We start from the raw sequence: 20,985 nt of genomic DNA on the forward strand, positions 1-20,985 counted from the left end.
CGCCGCCCGATCCAACTTCCCCACCGGCGTCAACGGAATCTCATCCAACACCATGATCGACGCCGGAATCATGTACGCGGGCAACGACTCGGCGAGGTGTTCCGCGAGCGCATCGGTGTCCACGTCGGCGCCGGGTCGCGGCAGCACGTAGGCCACCAGGGCGGTCGCGCCCGACGGCAGCGTCTTGCCCAGGGTGGCCGCGAAGTCGATGTCGGGATGGCTGGTGAGGGCGTTGTCGATCTCGCCCAATTCGATGCGGAAACCGCGGATCTTCACCTGGAAGTCCGAGCGGCCCAGATATTCGATGACGCCGCCGTCGTTGCCCCCGGTCTCGGTGCGTCGTACCAGGTCGCCGGTGCGATACAGGCGCGCGCCCGGGTTGCCGCTGTCGGCGCCGAACGGGCTGGCGACGAATCGCTCCGCGGTCAGGCCCGGACGGTTGAGGTAGCCCTGCGCCAGCGCGGGACCGGACAGATACAGCTCGCCGACCACCCCGGCCGGCACCGGACGCAACCGTGAGTCCAGCACGAACGCGCCGACTCCCGGGATGGCCGTGCCGATCGTGATGGGTTCGCCCGGCGTCATCGGCGGCGTGCTGGTGGCCAGGATCGTCGCCTCGGTGGGGCCGTAGCCGTTGTAGAACTCGCGCTCGGCCGCCCAGCGTCCGACCAGCTCGGGGCCGAACTTGTCACCGGCCACGACCACGGCCTGCAGGTCGTCCAGTCCGTCCGGGTCCACCGATTCCAGCGCGCCAGGCGTGATGAGCATGTGCGTGACGTGCTCGCGGCGCAGCAGATCCGCCAGCTCGAAACCGCCGAACACGGTCGGCGGCGCGATCACCAGCGTCGCGCCGGAGGAGAAGGCCAGCAGCAGTTCCAGCACCGAGACGTCGAAGTTCGGCGAGCAGACGTGCAGGACGCGGGAGTCCTCCGTCACGCCGTAGTGCTCGCGCTCCGCCGCGACCAGCCCGGCCAGGCCGCTGTGGGTGACCACGACGCCCTTCGGCTTGCCCGTGGACCCGGAGGTGTAGATGACATAGGCCGGATGCCGCTCGTCCAGCGGGCGCACCCGGTCGGTGTAGGAGATGGGATGTTCCGGGCGCGCGGCGATGCGCGCCGCCTGCACCGGGTCATCCAGCTCGATCCAGTACACGCCCGTGCCGAGCACGGGGCGGTGCGCCGAGGTGGTCAGGCCCACGGTGGCGCCGGAGTCGGCGACGATGTGGTTGATGCGGTCGGTGGGGTAGGTCGGATCCACCGGCACGTAGGCCGCGCCGGTCTTGGCGATCGCCCAGACGGCGAGCACCGACTCCACGCTGCGCGAGATTCCGATGGCGACCACGTCGCCGGGCCCGACACCGCGCTCGATCAGCTCCCTGGCCAGCCGCGAGGACGCCGCGTCCAGTTCGGCGTAGGTGAGCTCGCGATCGTCGGCCGGGTCCCCCGTCGGGTTGAACCGGATCGCGACTTCGGTGGCGGCGGACTCGACGGCGGCGGTGAGCAGCTGCGCGAAGAGCGGACTGCCCGACCTGCGGCGACGGCTACTGCGAGCAGAGCGACGGGCGGTTTCCATTCGAGTGCATTCACCTCTCGCATCGAGCCAGGACCCGGTGCTCTACCCTGCTCAGGGCTTGTTAACCGGGGCCAGCGCGGACCGAGCAATCATATAAGGGGCTGACCACTGAACCCGCGCGCTGTATTGGATTGCCGCGGGTGCCGTCGCTACGGCCCCGCGCCCCCTGGTTGTGTGCTGTCCTCTCGTCGCACACCATCCGCCCCCCTGGAATCGGTGTCTTGCCTGATTCCTGCCGTTATATCGGTACGGACGCCGTCGTGTTGCAGGACCACCCCGATCGGTGAGCTTGCTCACAGCCATCCGCGCCGCGTGGCCTGCACCCCCGCCTGGAATCTCGTACTCGCCCCGAGCCGCTCCAGCAGCCGTGCGGTCCGGCGGACCACCGTGCGCCGGGACATCCCGAGCCGCCGGGCGATGGTGTCGTCGGTCGCGCCGAGTCCCATCAGGGTCAGGATCGCGCGATCGCGTTCGTCCAGCGCCTCCGCGGTCGGATTCACCGAGATGGGCGCGGCCATCGTCCACAGCACGTCGAAGGTCTTGATCAGCAACTCGAGCGTGGGCGATCCGGTGATGCGCAAACCCATCGGGTCGGGCCTGCGGTCGTCGGCGTGCAGCACCAGGCTGGCCCGTTCGTCGTCGCTGATGATCAGTTTGAACGGCGGCTCTGGCAGGGTTCTGGCCTGCGCGCCGCCCGCGTTGGTGGACAGCGCGTGGCGCAGGCGCTCCGGGTCCTGATAGACGGTGTCCTGGTACAAGGTCTGGTAGCGGATGCCTTCGGCGAGCCTGGTCCGTTTGAGTTCGAACAGCTGGCGCTCGCGCTCGGGATCGCTGAGATAGGGCCCGCGCTCGACCAGCTTGACGCAGCTGCGCGCGCCGGTCTGCATCTCTTCGAAATCCGCCAGCATTTCCAGCCGCTCGTACACCGGCACCACCGCGCCGTTGCCGCGCGGCGAGCGGCGCACCGAGCGGAACGTCTCGCTCAATCGTGCTGCGGCAGCGTGCATCTGGTTGATCTCCTGCTGCCTTCGCCGTGCCTCGGCTTCGGACAGCGATTCCGGCGCGTGCGCGTCCCACAGCGGTTCGCCCTCGGGCGACTCGATGCGGATCGCGGCGTGCAGTTCACACAACACATCCAGCGATTCCGCGGCCAGGTCTTCCGAAACGCCCAGGTACTGCGCGATATCGGCGAGACTCGACCGCGGATGGTGCACCAGCACGGCGTACGCGCGGCCGTGCGGTGACCCAGGCTCGAAGATGTCGCCCAGCTCGATCACGGCCCGAGCCTAGCGACCGACCGGTGCCCATGGGTCAGCTCCGCGAGACCCGCGCGCGAACCGCCTCCCACGTCACCGGGACGCGGGAGGCTACGCGGCGCGCAACCATGCGCTGATCGGAATAGCAAGCCGGACAGGAGAATCAGTGCGCGGACGGGCCCCACTCCAAGGGCACGCCCTTGGCGGCGAGGTAGGGCATCGGGTCGATCTTGGTGCCCGACTGGTCCCAGATCTCCAGGTGCAGGTGCGGACCGGTGGACTGCCCCCGGTTGCCCACGGTGGCGATCACGTCGCCCGCGTTCACCCGCTGGCCCGCGTGCACGAACATCTCGTTCACGTGGCCGTAGACCGCGGTGGTGCCGTCGTCCTGCAGCACGCGCACCCACAGACCGAAACCGGAGGCGGGACCGGCCTCGATGACGGTGCCGTTGCTGACCGAGTGGATCGGCGCGCCCAGCGCGTCGGCGAAGTCGAGGCCGTAATGCATGGCGCCCCAACGGCTTCCGAAGCCGGAGCTGATCTCACCGGCCACCGGGCGCACCGCGGGCGCCGGGGCGACCTGCTGCTGCACGCCTTTGAGGGCCTGCTCGGCCTGCGCCAGGGGGGCGGCGAGTTCCGGAGGAAGATTGGGAATGCCGAACGGCGCGGCGACCGGGGCGGCGATCTGGCCCGCCACCGCGGCGGGCTCCGGCGCGGGCAGCGCCACCGGCTCGGCGGCGGCCTTCGCCTCGGCGACCGGGAGGATGCTCGTGCCCTTCACCGTGGCGGGCGCGGACTGCGCTTCCTCGTCGGTATCGTGCGAACCGGGGAGCAGCGGCGACGCGTAGGCGAGCGCGGGAGCGACCTGGCTGGCGGCGCCGATCAGGGCGCCTGCGGCGACCGCGGCGGTGGCGGCGGCCTTGACTCGCTCGGTGGCGGACGGTTCGGCGCGGTGCCGCGTCGGACGGCCCGTTTCGCCGCCGTCGCCGAGGAGGCTCTGGACGGTAATGGAACTGGGGCCTACACGGTGCTGCGACAAAGCTGAGTCCTCGGTCGTACAACAGGGTCCGGGATGCCGGGGCCCGAGCCGAACCGGTTCGATAACGTTCCGATGAAGCCGGGCAAATAACGGTTTGGCATCCGTTGTGACGGGAACTCTACCGCGTCGTGACCATTCCGCAACCTTCCGGCGGAAAAACGCTGGTGAGGCCTGGGTCACATGTCCAAATGAGCGCATGCGCGACAATCGGACCGTGATCATCGACGAGTTGGACGTTCCGATCGCGCTCGCCCCGATGGCGGGCGGCCCCTCCACCCCCGAGCTGACCGCCGCGGTGACCGAGGCGGGCGGTTTCGCCCAGCTCGCCGCCGGATATCTCAGCGCCGCCGACACCGCGGCGCGGATCGCGGCGACCCGCGCGGCCACCGGCAAGCCGTTCGGCGTGAACCTCTTCGTGCCAGGACCGCCGACTCCGGCCGCCGACCTCGCGGACTACTTGAACGAACTCGGCGCCGAACACGACCTCGGCGATCCGCGCTTCGACACCGACGACTGGGACGCCAAACTCGACCTGCTCGTCGCCGATCCGGTCGCAGCCGTGTCGTTCACCTTCGGCTGCCCGAGCCCAGCGGACATCGGACGGCTGCACGCCGCCGGCTCCGAAGTCTGGGTCACCGTCACCTCGGTGGCCGAGGCGCGCATCGCGGTCGAGGCGGGCGCCGACGTGCTCATCGCCCAGGGTGCGGAGGCGGGCGGCCACCGGGCGACGTTCACGGATCGTCGCGCCGACGACGCCACCGACCCGCTCGGCCTGCTGGCGCTGCTGCAATTGCTCGCCGCCGCCACCGATCGGCCGCTGGTGGCCTCCGGCGGCCTCGCGACGGGCGCGGGCATCGCCGCCGCGCTGGCGGCGGGCGCCGCGGCCGCGCAACTGGGCACGGCGTTCCTGCGCTGCCCCGAGGCGGGCACCAGCCAGGTGCACCGCGCCGCGCTGACCGCCGACACTCCGACGATGCTCACCCGCGCGTTCACCGGGCGCAGGGCACGCGGGTTGCGCAATCGATTCCTGGTGCGCCACACCGCAACAGCGCCGACCGGATACCCGGAGATCCACTACGCCACCGCCCCGCTGCGCGCCGCAGCACGGGCCGCGGGCAACCCCGACGAGGTCAACCTCTGGGCGGGTCAAACCCACGAGCTGGCACCGGAGCTACCCGCGGGCGAATTGGTCGCGACCCTGGCCGCCGACACGAAAGCCGCACTGGAAAAAGCTTTTTCACGCCGAATCCAGCATTATTGACAACGACTTTCGTTTAGACTTCAGTGGCATCGCATCGACGTCCAGCACTGGAGGAGAGCGCCATGTCCCTTGATGTCCCCACCGCACTACTCGAACGCGCCGAACGCGGCGAGGTCGACGACGCCGACTTCGTCGAGGTCGTGCGCAATTCGCTGCCATACGCCTGGGAGGTGGTCAGCCGCGTCGCCGGTGAACTGCGCTCCGGCACGGCCGAATTCGCCGACAACACGATCGCGCCGCCCGACGAGACGGCGCGTGGACAACTGCTGCGCGCCATGGCTTCCGACGCGATTCGCGGCGGACTGGAACGGCACTTCGGCGTGAAGCTCGCCTTCCAGAACTGCCACCGGGTCGCCGCGTTCCCGCTCTCCGCGGTCGGCGGCGATACCTACACCACGTTCATCGGCACCAGGGCCCAGCTGCTCAACCAGAGCCCGGAACTGCGCAACTGCTGATCCACGAACCGAACACCCGGCGCGGCAAACAGTTTCGCCCACGCCGGGTGTTCTCGTGTGTCCGGCGCCGCGCCCGCGCGTCGCCGCCGCCCGCCGCGGCGGTCTGCGCGTAGGGTGAACCGCCATGAGCAGCAACGATCTTCGCGATGAGGTCGAGGTCCGGCTCGCGCCGTGGCGCGAACAGCTCGGGGCGGACCGCGCCGCCTACACCAATCACGTGCTGCGCGTCCTGGCGCTGTGCGACCTCATGGCCGACGACCGGCGAACTCCGCCGAGCACCCGCGAGGAATTCCTGACCGCGGCCGTTCTGCACGACATCGGCATCTGGTCGGCGGGCACCTTCGACTACCTCGCCCCCTCCTGCGATCAGGCGCGCGCCTGGCTGGCGAGCATCGACCGCGACGACCTGACCGCACTGGTGGTGGCGATGATCGACCAGCATCACAAGCTCCGCCCGGCGGGCCGGCCGCACGATCCGGTCGAGATCTTCCGGCGCGCCGACGCGATCGACGTCGAACTCGGTTTGTTCGGCCGGTTCGGCGTCTCCCGCCGGACCTACCGCGAGCTGGCGAAACGCTATCCCGACCACGGCTTCCACCGCAGGCTCGTGACCCTCGCCGCCCGGCGGCTGCGCAGCCACCCCGCGTCACCACTGCCGATGCTGAAGTGGTGACGCGGGGCGGCGATATCAGGCGAGCGTGGTGACGTCCAGCTCACCGTCGGCGTACTGGCTGCGCAGCCGCTTCTTGTCGAACTTGCCCACGCTGGTCTTCGGCACCTCGGCGATGAAGGTCCAGCGTTCCGGCAGCTGCCATTTGGCGAACTTGTCGGCGAGAAAGTCGCGCAACTCCTCCGGCTTGGCCTCGGCTCCCTCGGCCAGCACCACCGCCACCAGCGGGCGCTCGTCCCACTTCTGGTCCGGCACGCCGATCACCGCCGCCTCGGCGACGGCGGGGTGCCCGATCACGGCGTTCTCCAGATCCACCGACGAGATCCACTCGCCACCGGACTTGATCACGTCCTTGGACCGGTCCACCAGGGTGAGATAGCCGTCGGGGCTGATCTTGCCGACATCGCCGGTGCGCAGCCAGCCGTCGTGGAACTTCTCCGGATCGACCGCAGCGCCGTCCGGCGAATAGTACGAGCCGGTGATCCACGGACCGCGCACTTCCAGCTCACCCAGCGACTCACCGTCGTTGGGCACCACGCCGTCGTCGCCGACCAGACGCGCTTGCACGCCGGCGGGGAAGCGGCCCTGGGTCACCCGGTAGGCCCACTTCTGCTCGTCGGTGACCGCCGTGGCGGGCGGATGCGCCACGCTGCCCAGCGGCGAGGTCTCGGTCATGCCCCACGCGTGCAGCACCCGCACGCCGTGGGAGTCCTCGAAGGTGCGCATCATCGACGGCGGGACCGCGGAGCCGCCGACCACCACCGCGCGCAGATGCGTGATGTCCTGCGGATTCGCCGCAAGCGCCGCCAGCACCCCGCCCCAGATGGTCGGCACCGCGGCGGCGAAGGACGGCTGCTGCGCGGCCATCATCTCCAGCAGCGGCCCCGGCTGCAGGAACCGGTCCGGCATCAGCAGATTCGCGCCGGACATCAGCGCCGCGTACGGCAGGCCCCAGGCGTTCGCGTGGAACAGCGGGACGATGGCCAGGATGTTGTCGGTTTCGAACAGGCCCATCCCGTTGTTCGCGGCGACCTGCATGGCGTGCAGCCAATTCGAGCGGTGCGAGTACACCACGCCCTTCGGGTCGCCCGTGGTGCCGGAGGTGTAGCACATCGCCGCGGCGGAGCGCTCGTCGATCACCGGGAAGTCGTAGGTGTCCGGCTGCCCGCCGAGCAACTCGGTGTAGGCGTGCACCTGCACACCCTCCGGCGCGGTGAGCGTGGCCGCGTCGCCGTTGACCACGATGACGTGGCGGACGGTCGTCAGGTGCGGCAGGATCTGGCCGAACAGCGGCACCAGCGTGCCGTCCACCAGCACCACCTGGTCTTCGGCGTGATTGGCCACGTACACGACCTGGTCGGGGAACAACCGGATGTTCAGCGCGTGCAGCACCGCGCCCATTGCGGGCACCGCGATGTAGGCGACCAAGTGCTCGTTGTTGTTCCACATGAACGTGCCGACCCGGTCGCCGACCCCGATGCCCAGCCCGCGCAGCGCGTTCGCCAACCGCGCCGACTCGGCGCCGACCTCGCGATAGGTCATGGTGCGCACGCCGGTGCCGGTCCACGTGGACACGGTGGAATCCCCGGCGAACGTCGATGCGTAGCGCAGCAACGTGGCCAACGACAACGGCTCGTCCTGCATAGTGCTCAACATCGGAACTCCTTTTTCTTCGGTGACTTCCCGTCAGAAAGCCAAGTCGGTTGCGGCCACCTTCGGGGGCTTCGATGCGCTCCCGTGCGGCAACCCCACCCCGCGGGTCACTTCGGGAGACAGAACGCGCGCGTGGCCCGGCGCCCGGTGGACAACGGCTCGCCCACGGGCCCGGAGGGCCGGCTGCGCAGTGATGCGGCGCTGCAATTCGCACTCGGCGTTCTCGCGGACGAAGCCGACAGCGGCCGGATGCGCCTCAGGGCCGATCGAGGCGCGGTCGCGATCTTCCGCGTCGTGACCGCGGAGAACCAGGTCGGGCAGGTCAGGGAAAGTCGGGATACGCGGCGGCATGGTTCAGCACGCATCGACCATGAGCCACATCACACGGGGGATGCTACCCAACGGTAGGCCGCCTCGGGCAGCAGTGGCGAGCCAAGACCCGCGCATCCATCCGAGGGCATACGCCATCAGTTTCCGCTGGTCAGCTCGACGCTCCGATCTCTCAGGTCCGAACGGTCCCGTCGACCACCACTTCGGTGTGCGCCGGGTAGGCGTGCACCACCGCCGTGTCCAGCTCGGGCACCACATGGGTCAGGGCGTGCTGGGCCTCGTGCGCGACGCGATGGGCTTGCGCCAGCGTGATCGTCGGGGCCACGTCGAGTTCCACATCGGCGTGCAACCGGTGACCGATCCAGCGCATCCGCAGGCTGCGCACGCTCTGCACGCCCGGCTCGGCGGCCAGCGCCCGCTCGGCCGCGGTGACCATCCCCGGCTCGACGGCGTCCATCAGACGACGCAGCACGTCGCGTGCCGCGGTTCGCAGCACGGCGAGGATCGCGACGGTGATGAGCAGCCCGACGATCGGGTCGGCGAGCGGGAAGCCGAGTGCCACTCCGCCCGCGCCGAACAGCACGGCCAGCGAGGTGAACCCGTCGGTGCGCGCGTGCAGGCCGTCGGCGACCAGCGCCGCCGAGCCGATCCGCCGGCCGACGCGGATCCGGTACAGCGCGACCGTCTCGTTGCCGATGAACCCGACCAACCCGGCCGCGGCAACCCAGCCAAGATGCTCGAGCGGCTGCGGATCGAGCAGCCTGCGCACCGCCTCGTATCCGGCGATCAACGCCGACAAGGCGATCATCGCGACGACGAAGAGACCGGCCAGGTCCTCCGCGCGGCCGAAGCCGTAGGTGTAGCGACGGGTCGCGGCCTTGCGGCCGAGCGCGAACGCGATCCACAGCGGGACCGCCGTCAGCGCGTCGCCGAAGTTGTGCACGGTGTCGGCGGCAAGGGCCACCGAGCCGGACGCGGCGACGATCACCAGTTGCAGCACCGCGGTGCACCCGAGCACGACCAGGCTGATCTCCACCGCCCTGATGCCGATCGCGCTGGATTCCAGCGCGTCGTCCATGCTGTCGGCGGCGTCATGGCTGTGCGGGACGAAGATCTCCCGCAGAACGCCGAACGGACCGGAACGATGCCGGTGATGTCCGTCGTGGTGGTGGTGCCGATGGGTCATGCGCTCGCCTCGTCTCGGCCGGGGACTTCGCGCAGCGCGCCGGCCCCACGATGATGCGCGGAAACACCGGGCCCCGCGTGCTCGGCGTTGTACACCGCGTCCACCACCAACTGGCGGACGTGCTCGTTCTCCAAGCGGTAGAAGATCGTCGTCCCCGCTCGGCGGGTGTTCACCAACCGCGCCATGCGCAGTTTGGCCAGGTGCTGCGACACCGAAGGCGCCGGCTTGCCGACCTGGCCGGCCAGGTCGTTCACCGACAGTTCGCGGTCGACCAGCGCCCAGAGCACTTGCACCCGAGTGGGATCGGCGAGCATCCGGAACACCTCGACAACCAGTCCGACCTGATCCTCCGCGAGACGCGGACGCAGTTCCTGGTTATCTGCATTCATACGCAGATACTAGAGCAGGACGGGGCACCGTTACCAGCGCTCCGGGCCGATGTGGCGGCGGCACCCCCTGCGTTGCCGCCGACACACCGGTCGACCCCGAAACCCGAACAGGTCTTCTGTCTTAGTCGACGGTCGCGTCGGTGCGCCAGGCGAGCGGACTGATATCACCTGAATGAGACAAACCGATCGGCACGACGTTCCCGCCATGTGGGCATACGTCCGGAGGGGTGGCGGTGACCAGTGTGAATGCCTCAGCGTCGCAGCGACGTTCACGCGCACCTGCGCGCACAGCTGCACGTGCAGTACGGCCGTTCCGGCGCTGCACCGCGCTCCGATCGGAACATTCCGCACCGATCCGTGGTATCCGGCGCGATCCGGCCCGAGCCGTGCGGCCCGGCCGCGACCCGTTCGACGGCCACCCGCCGACATGAACGAGCCGTCGGGCGCCCGACCACTACCCCGTTACTGTGAATCACGAGAGACGCACCGAGCGACCGTGGAGTAGACGACATGCCAGTGGACCGAATGCTGCCCACCCCCGAGGCCAGGGACCTGCTGGAACTGACCCGCGACATCGCCGACAAGGTGCTCGAACCTCGCGTGGCCGAGTGCGAGAAGACCGGGATCTTCCCCGACGGCGTCTTCCCCGCGCTGGGCGCGGCCGGGCTGCTCAGCCTGCCTTATCCCGAGGAATACGGCGGCGGCGCGCAGCCCTACGAGGTGTATCTCCAGGTGCTCGAGGAACTGGCCGCCCGCTGGGCCGCCGTCGCGGTCGCCGTCAGCGTGCACAGCCTGTCGTGCCATCCGCTGTTCACCTTCGGCACCGAGGAGCAGAAGCAACGCTGGCTGGCCGACATGCTCTCCGGCGAGACCATCGGCGCCTACAGCCTGTCCGAGCCGCACGCCGGGTCCGACGCGGCCGCGTTGCGCTGCCGCGCCACCCCGGTGGCGGACGGCTACCGGATCACCGGCGCCAAAGCCTGGATCACCAACGGTGGTCGCGCCGACTTCTACACCCTGTTCGCCCGCACCGGCGAAGGTTCCCGCGGCATCTCCTGCTTCCTGGTCCCCCGCGACACCGAAGGGCTCAGCTTCGGCAAACCGGAGGAGAAGATGGGCCTGCGCGCCGTGCCCACCACCACCGCCGCCTACGACGACGCGTTCCTGCCCGCCGAACGTCGCGTCGGCGCCGAGGGACAGGGACTCTCGATCGCCTTCAGCGCCTTGGACTCCGGCCGCCTCGGCATCGCCGCGGTCGCCACCGGACTGGCGCAGCGCGCCCTCGACGAGGCCGTCGCCTACGCCAAGGAGCGCGAGGCGTTCGGCCGCCACATCATCGACCATCAGGGGCTCGGCTTCGTCCTCGCCGACATGGCCGCCGCGGTGGATTCCGCTCGCGCCACCTACCTCGACGCCGCCCGCCGCCGCGACGCGGGCCTGCCGTACTCGCGCCAGGCCAGCGTGGCCAAGCTCGTCGCCACCGACGCCGCCATGAAGGTCACCACCGACGCGGTCCAAGTCTTCGGCGGCTACGGCTACACCCAGGACTTCCCGGTCGAGCGCTACATGCGCGAAGCCAAAGTGATGCAGATCTTCGAGGGCACCAACCAGATTCAGCGTCTGGTCATCGCGCGCCAGCTCGCCGGGAACTGATGCCACAGGTGGCCGTAAATGCCGATTGAATGACCGCGGATGTCTTCGGACCTGCGGATACCGGCTCGTACCCTGAGAAGATGACGACGCCGTCCATCATCATCATCGGGGCCGGATTCGGTGGGCTCGGCATCGCGCTGGAGCTGCGGCGGGCCGGGCTGGACAACTTCACCATCCTGGAGCGCGCCACCGACCTCGGCGGCGTCTGGCGCGAGAACACCTATCCCGGCGCAGCCTGCGACGTGCCTTCCCCGCTGTACTCCTGGTCCTACGAGCCGAAATCCGATTGGCCGCGGCGTTTCTCCGAACAGCGCGACATCCACGACTACATGCGTGGCGTCGCCGACCGGCACGGCCTGCGGCGCTTCATCCGCTTCGGCACCGAAGTGACCGACGCGGAGTTCGACGAGCGCACCGGCCAGTGGACCGTCCGCACCGCCGACGGGGCGCAACTGACCGCCGACATCCTCGTCCCCGCCGTCGGCCAGCTGTCGCGCCCAGCGCTGCCGAACATTCCCGGCATCGACACCTTCACCGGCCCCGCCTTCCACTCCGCCGAATGGGACCACGACGTCGACCTGACCGGCAAGCGCATCGCCTGCATCGGCACCGGGGCCAGCGCGATCCAGTACATCCCGCGCATCCAGCCGACCGCGGGCCACCTCACGCTGTTCCAGCGCTCCGCCGCCTGGGTGCTGCCGAAGGCCGACGTCGAGTACAGCGCTGTACACCATGCGCTGTTCAAATACTTCCCGCCCAGCCGGCTCGCCGAGCGCTTCGCCATCTGGTCGATCTTCGAATTGCTCGCCCTCGGCCTGACCGACATCCCGTCGATCAAGACTCCCGTGATCGCGTTGGCCGACCGGCACCGGGAAAAGCAGGTCCCCGACCCGGAACTGCGCGCGAAGCTGACCCCTGACTACGCGGCCGGGTGCAAGCGCGGACTGTTCTCCAACGAATATTTTCCCGCGCTGGCGCAGCCGAACGTCACCGTGGAGACCACCGCCATCGAGGCGATCACGCCGACCGGCGTCCGCACCGCCGACGGCGTCGAGCACGAAGTGGACGTCATCATCTTCGGCACCGGCTTCAAGGGCACCGAGTTCCTGGCGCCGATCAACATCTACGGCCTCGGCGGGCGCAAGCTGGCCGATGTCTGGGGCGACGAAGGCGCGCGCGCCTACCTCGGTCTCTCGGTGCCCCAGTTCCCCAACCTGTTCATGATGTACGGCCCGAACACCAACGTCGGCGCCGGCTCCATCATCTACATGCTCGAGTCCCAGGCCCGCTACATCCGCCAGGTCGTGCAGTACCTGGCCGATCGCCCCGGCCGCTACCTCGCCGCCCGCCCGGCCGCGGAGCAGCGCTGGGACGCCTGGTTGCAGAAGCGGTTGAAGGACACACCGTGGAACTTCTGCTCCAGCTGGTACCGCAACGCCTCAGGCCGCATCACCAACAACTGGCCCGGGGCCACCGTGCTCTACCGCTGGAAGACCAGGACTTTCGACCCCGCCGACTACGACGAGGCGCAGGCGCCCGCGAAGCCGTGACCGCACACTCAGCGAGACCTCAGCAAGCCGACAGTAAACTGGCATTGTCCGAGATCCCGCGGAAGAGGTGCCCATGTTGTGGCTGCTTATCGCCCTTGTCCTCGGCGCGCTGATCGTCCTCCTGATATGGCAGTCACAACAGGGCGAACAGCGTAGAGCCACCGAGCTGGCCGACGCGCTCGCCGACGCCAGGCAAGTGAACGAACGGCTGGGCGGCCAGGTCTACAGCCTCTCCGGCAGCAACGACGCCGCCACGCAGGCCCTCGCCGACGCCTCCGAACGGCATCTCGCGGCCGGCGCGCAAATCGACCAGGCCCGCACGCCCACCCAGGCACGGCTGGCGAAACAGACCGCGTTGGAAGGCCTCTACTACATCAGGGCCGCACGCACCGCGATGCACATGGACCCCGGCCCCGCGATCCCCGGCCTCGACGGCCAAGACACCGCCGGGCAGGTGACCGAGAAACGCGTAGTCGAGTACGAGGGCAGGCAGATCGCAGCCGCCCCCGACCCCTCGGCCTCGACCCCGAACTACTACCCCGGCGGCCGAGTGGCCGGACGCCCGGTACCCGCCGGGTGGTACTCCGAACCCTGGTGGAAGCCCGCGATGGTCGCGGGCGCCTGGGGCATCGGCTCCGCCCTCCTGTTCACCTCCCTGTTCTCCGGAATGTCCGGAGTCGGCTACGACGCCCACGGCTTCGAGAGCGGCTACGGCGAAGGCTTCCAAGACGGACTGGCCGCGGACGGCGGCGGGTACGACCAGGGTGGGGATTACTCCGGTGGGTACGACGGAGGCGACTACTCGGGTGGCGACTACTCCGGCGGCTACGACGGAGGCGGCTTCGACGGAGGCGGCGGCTTCGACGGAGGCGGCTTCGACGGCGGCTTCTGACCCCTCCACCAGCCCTCCCGACAGCGATGCGGACTCCGAGCCCGATACCCGGTAGACTGCGAACGTCCCGGGCGGGCCACAAACCCACCCACCCAGCCTTCGTAGCTCAGGGGATAGAGCACCGCTCTCCTAAAGCGGGTGTCGCAGGTTCGAATCCTGCCGAGGGCACCAACATCATGGGCAACTTTTTCAGTTGTTGCCCTACCTGCGACGGGCCGTGTGCTGGTTTGGTTTGATGCTGGCGGCGGTTCGGCGGCGGGTTCCGGGGGTGCGATAGCGGTCAGCGCGGCGGTGGCTTGTGCGGCGGCGGGGAGTGTTTCCGTGGTCAGTGTGGCGTGGATGGTGGCACGTTTGGTGTTGTGGTCGTAGACGATCTCGAGACCGAACGCCTCGTACAGGTCGCGTTGCAGGGCGTCGGGGGCGTTGGTGAGTTGCAGCGCGAGTCGGGGTAGGTCTTCGAGCAGGTCGGGCTCGTTCGGTGGTCGTCGGGCGGCCTGTTCGCGCAGTGCCTCCAGAGCGGTGTTCTGACTGCCCCGGACCGTGCGCGTCGCGGTGTTCGCCGATATCTTCGGCGACCTCAACCAGTTGATCGGCAGCGAGGTAGCGCCCCGAAGTGCAGCCTGGTTCAGAATCCGGGTACCGGATCTCGAAGTGCGGCAACGAGATAGGCGCATCTACTGCTTCGCCACTGCATGCCCTAGCTACCGATGAGAGTCAGAAGTGTTGGCCGAGAACCACTATCGAAAGATGACGATCCGCGAGGTGAGGATACGGTACTGGCGATTCGATAGACGGCGCCTGCTTCCTCCGGCCTGCAAGAGGAAACCGGCAGGGCTTGATCAGTCGTCGATGGATCGTGACCGCCGCTCCACCTCACGCTGTGCCGCACGATCGGCAGCAAGAGCAGCGCTTCCCGAAGTGATGTCGGGTCCTCATCTAGAGGGCCGAGCATCGACTCCCATTCGGCGAGGTGCTCATTGAGAAGCTCGCACCACAGTGGCACGCCCAGCAACTTTTCCGCAACGCGCGGGCGATCTGTGCGACCAGCACTATCTGGGCATACTGAGGCCATTTGCCCAGGAGATAAAAGCGCTTTCTTCATTGGACCTAGGGGTCAGTGGACGCTGGCAGTAGTTGAGGATATTAACCGCTGGGCCCAGCGTTGCGCCCAGCATTGCCTTGAAAGTGGCATTCTGGGACGAGGAGTACTCATTGAAGACTGTCAACGTCGCGCGTTCGAAGACTTCGATATCTATCTCGTACATATCGCTGGCGATCGCTGTCAAGCCGGTTGCAGTACCCAACACCGAGCAAGTGTCGGTATACATGCGTACGAACAGGTCGCCTACCCGCAACGACGGACTCCATACTGTCTGGTCACCAACCTCGAATGCGTAGCTCATCATGCCCACTCTACTAGAATCTGGACGCCAGGATTTTTGATCCGCATCTTCTCCACTGCAGCCTCTACCTGCGCCTGGAAATTGGGATCGGCGCCAGGGGTCGTGAACCGGAGTCCGATGGGAGCCTGCTCATAGCCATCGATATACTGTCGAGCCTCGATGTAGGACCCCAACTTCTTTTCCACCTGTTTCGCAATCCATTTGTCAACATCGGCGGCATCCGTGGCCGACTTCTCCTCCCATAGGACTCCATTCTCGACTTCATCAATATCGGTGATTGTCTTGGACGTATCATTCGGATTGTCGATCTGCACTTCTCGATCCCCGTCCTTCACATGATATTTTCCGTCGCTCCCCAGGTGTGGTCGGCGTGGATCAGTGAACGTGACATCCTTTTTTGGGTCCGATGTAGTGAGGAGTATCGGTAGTCCGACAATAGTGGGCAGCCCGCCCGTCGTCAGAGCAGCCACGGAAAAGGCGAAGCCGCCGAGCGCGGTGAGGAATGTGTTGGCAGGACCAGCCAAAGCTCCGGCAGCCTGGTTCAGGAAATCGATCTCTTCTTGGCGATCGGTGGGTGTTTTTTGCCCATTCGGTGTCTTTTGCTTTGTTGGTGGCTCTTTGACCTGCACCATCGAACGCCCGATCTGAATGGCGGTGACGACAACCACCATGGTGAACTGAGTGTTCATGTCCGAGCGCATCGTGGTCAAAGCAACCTTGTGGGCGTCGACTGCGGCTGCGATGTCGCGGGCAGCGGCTTCGATGTCGCCGACGCTGTCAGCGAGCGTGCGAAGGTGGCCTACGAGGTTCGGGATGTCTTTCGGGACGTTGGATCCGTAGCCACGCTCAAGCCCGGAGGCGACCACTAACAGTCGTCCCTTACCGGTGTACACGGGGTCTGAATGAGCGAAGGTCTTCCATGCGGTTGCGGCGCGCGCCAGCTTGTCGGTGTCCCCGTCAGGGACTTCGCCGCCAGAGACAAGCGCAGTGAGCTTGTCCTGCAGTTCGGTCCAGTCCGTCTCGAGTCCGCGGCTGTAAGTCCCCGATGACGCGACACCGTTAACTATGCCGGGGCCGTAAGGTAGTTCCGAGGGGAAACCGCTGGGCAACGATGGTGGGGCGCCCTTGTTGGGGTCGCGGTTGGCTTTGTACTCCGCGTACTTCCAGTTGTAGCCAGCCGCAGTCAAAACGTCCCCGAAGTGCTGCAATGCCCGCGCGAAGCTGGTCGCCACCAGCGTCACTGCGCCGGCGCGGTCATCATAGGCTTTCGACCACGTCTTGACCGCCTGGTAGCCACCGGCCATCGCGCTGGTTTCCAAAAGGACACGTTGCATCGCGTTGTAGACGGTTTGGAATTTCTCCGACAGGTCGTAGCATTCCTTGGCCGCGCTCTCATAGGACTGTGGGGAAATTGAGCCCACTGAGTTCAGCCGCCACTCATTCTCAAATTTATTTCCGCTGCCGCGCTGTAGGCGTCACGGGCAGTGACGGCGGCGGTGTACATCTCAGTGATTCCTTCAACCATTGCGGCAGCCCCGGTTGCCCATTCTCGGTAGGCTTCCTCCTGGGCGGTGGCAGCGGCTCCCTGCCAGTTTTGTTGGATGGTGGCGATTCGGTGGTTGAGTCTGTCGAGACTTTCGGTAAGGAACCCAATGAATCCAGGGCGCGGGTCACGAGCTGGTCCAACTCATCGATATCGAACGTGAAGTCCCGGAAGTCATCGGCCATCACATATTCAGCTCCGGTAGGTCTAGCGAATTAAAACTCGTTGCATTGGAAATATCGCTGCCAGCAATGGTCTTGCTTGCTACGCCAAGAAGTCCGCCCATGGCCGCGAGCGCATCCAGTACGGTGGCAGCGCCCTCCTTGGCTACCGTCCAGCCTTCACCGAATGCGTCTGCTGCCGACCCCTTCCAATTGTCGAGGACGCTCGAAACCTCGCGGTCGAGCGAATTCAACCCGTTCATCAGAGAACTAGCGACTTGCTCGACGTAGACGCCCGCATCGGTCACCTCGTCCGGAACAATCGCGAAATCTGTTCCGGGCGAACCCTGCTCGGTTGACACACGACCCCCCTCCTCCAGACATCAGGAAGACCTTAGCCACGACCGATCCCAAACGCAATGGCATCAACCCTGCCGGCAGTCAGTTGGACCTCGTGGTCGCGCGGATAGGCAACTCGCGTGCAGCCATGTGCCGAACGGCTTGGATAACGAGCCCGTCTGAACACATTCTCGACCGCCGTCATGGCTTATCCTCCTACGCGAAGTTTCCTGGTCAGCAGAACGCTCGAGACGGCCTCCCAGGAGCGCAGTCCAGCTTCTCGCTAGACGCGAGCGTCGGCACTGCACACCCTCGTCTCCGCGATCCTCTGCCCTGTCTCCGGAGCACAGAGCCTGCACGACGGTGGCTGTGGCTCGGTTCGCTGCTGAAAGTATCGACAGCTCAGAGGTTCGGGCTTGCTGGTGGTGGGGTCGCTGGGATCGTGGCGGGATTGTGGGTTGGGGTTCTGTTGTTGCGGCGGTGGGTATCTCGATTCGATCGTAGGGGCAGCCCGGCGGGGCCCGGCCCTACGAGGGCGAGAGCCGGAGAGCGGGTCGGCAAAGGCACTCGGTGAGTCAACCCGAGGGGCCGCCGCCCTGGGCGGATCGGAGTGTGCAAACCGTCCAATCAGTCACATGTGGTCGATAATCTCCGTAACGTTGTTGAGCCGCAATGGTGTTGGAGGGGTGCGATGGTAGAACAGCTCGACGTAGGCAACGCCAGGCTCAATGTAGGCAACGCCAAGGAGGGCATCGGCAGGACGGTCGACGGTATCGGCAAGGCGGCGCGGACCGCTTCATCGCAGCTCGCCGGGCAGGTCGGCAACGTCAAGGACGCTGCCAGAGGCAGGGTCGAGAAGCTGACTGCGAAAGGGCCGGACCCCTACGAAGTGGCCGTAGCGGAATACAACGTCGCCTTCACGACGATGGCCGACAGGGGCCTGTCTCTGTTGCGTCAGCGCGAACGTTCGACCGACCTGATCGAGCTGGTCGAGCAGTTGGTGAACAGCATCGCCAACACCCCGAAATCATTCGATACCGACTTCGACGAGATCGAGGTACATCGGAAACGGTTCTCGAGCGCGGAGGATTTCGCTCAGAAAGAGCTGGAAGCGGCGCGGTTGTCGGCTGCAGGCGCTGGCGCCGGGTTCGCGGCGGGCACCGCGGTAGCGGGCCTGGCTCCGTCGGCGGCGATGTGGGTCGCCACCACCTTCGGGACAGCGTCGACCGGCACCGCGATCTCGACCCTTTCCGGGGCGGCGGCCAGCCAGGCAGCACTGGCGTGGCTCGGTGGCGGCGCGCTGGCCGCTGGTGGCGGCGGCACTGCGGCAGGCACCACACTGCTCGCGCTTGCCGGCCCGATCGGCTGGACAATCGCGGGCGCAACCCTGCTCGCGTCGATCGCCCTGTTCGCGAAGAAGAAGTTCGAGAATCGAGAGGCGAAGCACGCAGCGCTGACTGCGATAAAGCGCAACACCGCCCTCGTCGAAGGCATGGACGCTCAGATCGAGGACCTCCTCCAGCGGACGACCTCGCTGCGCGAAGGGCTGGTGAAGAGTTACAGCGAAGCCTTGGTGCACTTCCGCGCCGATTTCCACGCGCTCGCCCCTACCGAGCGGTCGACACTCGCCACGTTGGTGAACAACACGAAGTCGTGCGCGAGCATGCTGAGCATGCGCATCGAACAGGATGCCGATAGTGCGTGACGCTGCCGAGTTCGTCACGGGCGCCCAAGAGCAGGCCGTTGCCTCCTGGGTGAGCTATCTCAACCAGCTCCGCATAGACAACCTTCTGAGCGCGCTCAGCCAGCAAGACGAGCACCTTCGGGACGCGCTCACCAGCGTCGATGAAGCCGTCAAGAAGATCGACCTCGAGGTGGTCGCCGCCAACCGCGGCGGACAGCATGGCATGCACGGCTTCATCGCCGAGATCGCCGAGGTCGGGATCGGCAACGCCCGAAACCAGATCCTCGGCCACGAGGCCGTCTACCAGTGGGTCAACGACAACGGGCCCGTCGACCTGATGCGCGGAAGTGTCCAGATCCAACAGAAATTCGTCGCAGCAGGTGGCCGCTTCTCACTGGGCGCGATCGCCGAGCACCTCCAGAAGTATCCCGAATACGTGCGCAACGGTGGGAAATACCAGATCCCCCGTGATCACTTCGAGGTGATCCAGCGGCTACATGCCTTGTCGCCCGAGGAAGCGAGCAAGCTACTGTCACGCAGCGGCGACGGACCTTCCCTCAGAGACTGGCAGCGGGTCCAGGCCTTCTTCCAAACCAGATCGGTCGGCTTCGAATCGCTCGAGCCCTCGACGCTCCAGTACGACGAAGTGCAGCGCGATGTCTACACCTCGACCATGGCGGCCGAAAAGGGCTCGCTCCACGCCACGGACCGGTCCCTGCGCGAGGCTGCCTACCAGCACAGCCGTCCGACGCTGCAACAAGGAGGCACAGCCGCATTCACGGCCGCCGCGACTGCGGGCGCGACCGCGTTCGTACTGGCCGTGGTCGCCAAGCGTCGGGAAGGCAAGCGGCTCAGTGAATTCAGCGAGCGCGACTGGATCGACCTCGCAGGCGAGACCGGCTCGGGTTTCGGCAAGGGCGGCGTCCGAGGACTGAGCATCTACGCGCTCACCAATTTCACGGCGACCTCCGCAGCCGTCGCCAGCTCGATCGTCACCACATCCTTCAGCATCGCAGAACAAGCGAACAAGCTGCGCCGAGGCCAGATCGACGAACTCGAGTTCATCGAGAACTCCGAACTCATCGCCTTGGAGGCCGCAGTACGCGCGCTGGCCTCTTGCGTCGGCCAGGCGACCATCCCCATCCCGGTCCTCGGCGCCGTCATCGGCACCACGGTCGGCACTGTGCTGTACAAGGCCGCCGCATCGTCGTTGACGAAGCGAGAGGCGGCGCTGATCCAGCGCTACCTCGACCAGCAACGCACACTCGACGAACAACTCGCCGCGGAATACCAGGCCACACTGGAAAAGCTGGACCAGAGCATGTCGAACTATCTCGGGCTGCTCGAACGAGCCTTCTCACCCGACGTGCAAGTCGCGCTCACCGGATCGGTCGAACTAGCGACGGAACTCGGCGTGGCTTCGGACGAGATCCTCGATTCCGACGAGAAACTCGACGCCTATTTCCTCGACTAACGAGAGGAAGGCCACAGCCGACACGGCAACCTATCCACCTCTAGACGCAACGAAGCCCCCGCGAGTTCGCGGGGGCTTCGTCATCTCAGTCGCGGTACTCCCCACCCTCCGGGCGCCATCCCGCCGGCATGTGCTGGCGCGCGTATTCGACCATGATGCGGATCGGTTCGGGTCGCCGGTCTTCGTCACCAGCCCTTCGTCGACCGCCTGCTCGTCGAGCGCGGTGATTTCCTCCTCCGTCACGCGGAGTCCGATCATCGGGCGCCGCGGCCCTGCCCTAGGCATGGTTGCGGCACCGGTCGTGGCAGATCAGCAGTGCGGCGGTGATCGACCAGACCGCGAGATAGCCGGCGGCGCGGATGGGGTGCCAGTTGTCGAGGCCAGGAGGACGCCGAGTGTGGCGAGGATCGCGAGTATGGCGGCGGTGGTTACCCGGATTTTCATGTCGGGTTCCTTTGTTCGATGGGGGTCGTTC

18 protein-coding genes and 1 tRNA gene are annotated in these 20,985 nt (G+C 67.0%); 9 read left to right on the forward strand and 10 right to left on the reverse strand.

What is annotated here, in order from left to right; genetic code table 11:
* From ACWDMM_RS29755 to ACWDMM_RS29765, 3 genes are all read right to left on the reverse strand, one after another.
* Positions 1-1,572: amino acid adenylation domain-containing protein (locus ACWDMM_RS29755; RefSeq protein WP_357111668.1), on the reverse strand; the 1,572-nt coding region annotated here is incomplete at its 3' end.
* A 293-nt stretch (positions 1,573-1,865) separates the two neighbouring features.
* Positions 1,866-2,849, reverse strand: coding sequence for a LuxR C-terminal-related transcriptional regulator (locus tag ACWDMM_RS29760; RefSeq protein WP_195083196.1), 984 nt, complete (start codon positions 2,847-2,849; stop codon positions 1,866-1,868).
* 142 nt (positions 2,850-2,991) lie between these two features.
* Positions 2,992-3,867 (reverse strand): M23 family metallopeptidase, encoded by an 876-nt coding sequence (locus ACWDMM_RS29765; protein ID WP_195083197.1) that lies wholly within the window; start codon positions 3,865-3,867, stop codon positions 2,992-2,994.
* A 196-nt stretch (positions 3,868-4,063) separates the two neighbouring features.
* On the opposite strand from ACWDMM_RS29765, the gene ACWDMM_RS29770 reads away from it, so the two are divergent.
* From ACWDMM_RS29770 to ACWDMM_RS29780, 3 genes are all read left to right on the forward strand, one after another.
* Positions 4,064-5,128: a nitronate monooxygenase gene (locus ACWDMM_RS29770; RefSeq protein WP_449940608.1), complete on the forward strand. Its 1,065-nt coding sequence runs from the start codon at positions 4,064-4,066 to the stop codon at positions 5,126-5,128.
* Between the two features lie 62 nt (positions 5,129-5,190).
* Positions 5,191-5,583, forward strand: coding sequence for an SCO5389 family protein (locus ACWDMM_RS29775; protein WP_195083199.1), 393 nt, complete (start codon positions 5,191-5,193; stop codon positions 5,581-5,583).
* Between the two features lie 124 nt (positions 5,584-5,707).
* Positions 5,708-6,256 carry an HD domain-containing protein gene (locus ACWDMM_RS29780; protein ID WP_449940612.1) on the forward strand — a complete coding sequence of 183 codons (549 nt, stop codon included), beginning with the start codon at positions 5,708-5,710 and terminating at the stop codon, positions 6,254-6,256.
* A 15-nt stretch (positions 6,257-6,271) separates the two neighbouring features.
* Here ACWDMM_RS29780 and ACWDMM_RS29785 read toward each other — a convergent pair whose 3' ends face one another.
* From ACWDMM_RS29785 to ACWDMM_RS29795, 3 genes are all read right to left on the reverse strand, one after another.
* Positions 6,272-7,909, reverse strand: a complete 1,638-nt coding sequence (locus tag ACWDMM_RS29785) for a long-chain fatty acid--CoA ligase (protein ID WP_357111663.1) — start codon at positions 7,907-7,909, stop codon at positions 6,272-6,274.
* A 499-nt stretch (positions 7,910-8,408) separates the two neighbouring features.
* Entirely contained in the window at positions 8,409-9,422 is a 1,014-nt protein-coding gene (locus ACWDMM_RS29790) for a cation diffusion facilitator family transporter (protein WP_195083202.1), read from the reverse strand.
* A complete protein-coding gene (locus ACWDMM_RS29795) occupies positions 9,419-9,811 on the reverse strand; it encodes an ArsR/SmtB family transcription factor (RefSeq protein WP_449940615.1) in 393 nt (130 codons plus the stop codon). The genes ACWDMM_RS29790 and ACWDMM_RS29795 overlap by 4 nt, the downstream gene beginning before the upstream one ends.
* Before the next feature lie 510 nt (positions 9,812-10,321).
* On the opposite strand from ACWDMM_RS29795, the gene ACWDMM_RS29800 reads away from it, so the two are divergent.
* The 4 genes from ACWDMM_RS29800 (at position 10,322) to ACWDMM_RS29815 (ending at position 14,077) form a co-directional block, all read left to right on the forward strand.
* Positions 10,322-11,464: an acyl-CoA dehydrogenase family protein gene (locus ACWDMM_RS29800; RefSeq protein WP_195083204.1), complete on the forward strand. Its 1,143-nt coding sequence runs from the start codon at positions 10,322-10,324 to the stop codon at positions 11,462-11,464.
* Between the two features lie 80 nt (positions 11,465-11,544).
* A complete protein-coding gene (locus tag ACWDMM_RS29805) occupies positions 11,545-13,014 on the forward strand; it encodes a flavin-containing monooxygenase (protein WP_195083205.1) in 1,470 nt (489 codons plus the stop codon).
* A 73-nt stretch (positions 13,015-13,087) separates the two neighbouring features.
* Positions 13,088-13,906, forward strand: coding sequence for a DUF1542 domain-containing protein (locus tag ACWDMM_RS29810; protein WP_449940618.1), 819 nt, complete (start codon positions 13,088-13,090; stop codon positions 13,904-13,906).
* Between the two features lie 95 nt (positions 13,907-14,001).
* Positions 14,002-14,077, forward strand: a tRNA-Arg gene (locus tag ACWDMM_RS29815).
* Positions 14,078-14,955: 878 nt separating this feature from the next.
* Here ACWDMM_RS29815 and ACWDMM_RS29820 read toward each other — a convergent pair.
* The 4 genes from ACWDMM_RS29820 to ACWDMM_RS29835 all read right to left on the reverse strand — a co-directional run bounded on the left by ACWDMM_RS29820 (position 14,956) and on the right by ACWDMM_RS29835 (position 17,375).
* On the reverse strand, positions 14,956-15,309 hold the full coding sequence (locus tag ACWDMM_RS29820) for a DUF6086 family protein (RefSeq protein ID WP_357111649.1): 354 nt from the start codon (positions 15,307-15,309) through the stop codon (positions 14,956-14,958).
* Positions 15,309-16,730 carry a polymorphic toxin type 37 domain-containing protein gene (locus ACWDMM_RS29825; RefSeq protein ID WP_449940621.1) on the reverse strand — a complete coding sequence of 474 codons (1,422 nt, stop codon included), beginning with the start codon at positions 16,728-16,730 and terminating at the stop codon, positions 15,309-15,311. Before ACWDMM_RS29825 ends, ACWDMM_RS29820 begins: the two co-directional genes overlap by 1 nt.
* A 5-nt stretch (positions 16,731-16,735) precedes the next feature.
* Positions 16,736-16,963 carry a WXG100 family type VII secretion target gene (locus ACWDMM_RS29830; protein WP_357111672.1) on the reverse strand — a complete coding sequence of 76 codons (228 nt, stop codon included), beginning with the start codon at positions 16,961-16,963 and terminating at the stop codon, positions 16,736-16,738.
* 73 nt (positions 16,964-17,036) lie between these two features.
* Positions 17,037-17,375 carry a WXG100 family type VII secretion target gene (locus ACWDMM_RS29835; protein WP_195083209.1) on the reverse strand — a complete coding sequence of 113 codons (339 nt, stop codon included), beginning with the start codon at positions 17,373-17,375 and terminating at the stop codon, positions 17,037-17,039.
* A gap of 668 nt (positions 17,376-18,043) precedes the next feature.
* Between ACWDMM_RS29835 and ACWDMM_RS29840 the strand changes: the two genes are divergently transcribed.
* Both ACWDMM_RS29840 and ACWDMM_RS29845 read left to right on the forward strand, forming a co-directional pair.
* Positions 18,044-19,057 (forward strand): hypothetical protein, encoded by a 1,014-nt coding sequence (locus ACWDMM_RS29840; protein ID WP_357111642.1) that lies wholly within the window; start codon positions 18,044-18,046, stop codon positions 19,055-19,057.
* Positions 19,041-20,510 (forward strand): hypothetical protein, encoded by a 1,470-nt coding sequence (locus tag ACWDMM_RS29845; protein ID WP_449940626.1) that lies wholly within the window; start codon positions 19,041-19,043, stop codon positions 20,508-20,510. Before ACWDMM_RS29840 ends, ACWDMM_RS29845 begins: the two co-directional genes overlap by 17 nt.
* The last annotated feature ends 475 nt before the right edge of the window (positions 20,511-20,985 follow it).

This window comes from Nocardia sp. NPDC003726, from assembly GCF_053586955.1.

Excerpts from the sequence above, each read along its gene's own strand:
- ACWDMM_RS29770 (WP_449940608.1), top strand. The coding sequence starts at position 4,064 with ATGCGCGACAATCGGACCGTGATCATCGACGAGTTGGACGTTCCGATC.
- ACWDMM_RS29775 (WP_195083199.1), top strand. The coding sequence starts at position 5,191 with ATGTCCCTTGATGTCCCCACCGCACTACTCGAACGCGCCGAACGCGGC.
- ACWDMM_RS29780 (WP_449940612.1), top strand. The coding sequence starts at position 5,708 with ATGAGCAGCAACGATCTTCGCGATGAGGTCGAGGTCCGGCTCGCGCCG.
- ACWDMM_RS29785 (WP_357111663.1), bottom strand. The coding sequence starts at position 7,909 with ATGTTGAGCACTATGCAGGACGAGCCGTTGTCGTTGGCCACGTTGCTG.
- ACWDMM_RS29790 (WP_195083202.1), bottom strand. The coding sequence starts at position 9,422 with ATGACCCATCGGCACCACCACCACGACGGACATCACCGGCATCGTTCC.
- ACWDMM_RS29795 (WP_449940615.1), bottom strand. The coding sequence starts at position 9,811 with ATGAATGCAGATAACCAGGAACTGCGTCCGCGTCTCGCGGAGGATCAG.
- ACWDMM_RS29800 (WP_195083204.1), top strand. The coding sequence starts at position 10,322 with ATGCCAGTGGACCGAATGCTGCCCACCCCCGAGGCCAGGGACCTGCTG.
- ACWDMM_RS29805 (WP_195083205.1), top strand. The coding sequence starts at position 11,545 with ATGACGACGCCGTCCATCATCATCATCGGGGCCGGATTCGGTGGGCTC.
- ACWDMM_RS29810 (WP_449940618.1), top strand. The coding sequence starts at position 13,088 with ATGTTGTGGCTGCTTATCGCCCTTGTCCTCGGCGCGCTGATCGTCCTC.
- ACWDMM_RS29820 (WP_357111649.1), bottom strand. The coding sequence starts at position 15,309 with ATGAGCTACGCATTCGAGGTTGGTGACCAGACAGTATGGAGTCCGTCG.
- ACWDMM_RS29840 (WP_357111642.1), top strand. The coding sequence starts at position 18,044 with ATGGTAGAACAGCTCGACGTAGGCAACGCCAGGCTCAATGTAGGCAAC.
- ACWDMM_RS29845 (WP_449940626.1), top strand. The coding sequence starts at position 19,041 with ATGCCGATAGTGCGTGACGCTGCCGAGTTCGTCACGGGCGCCCAAGAG.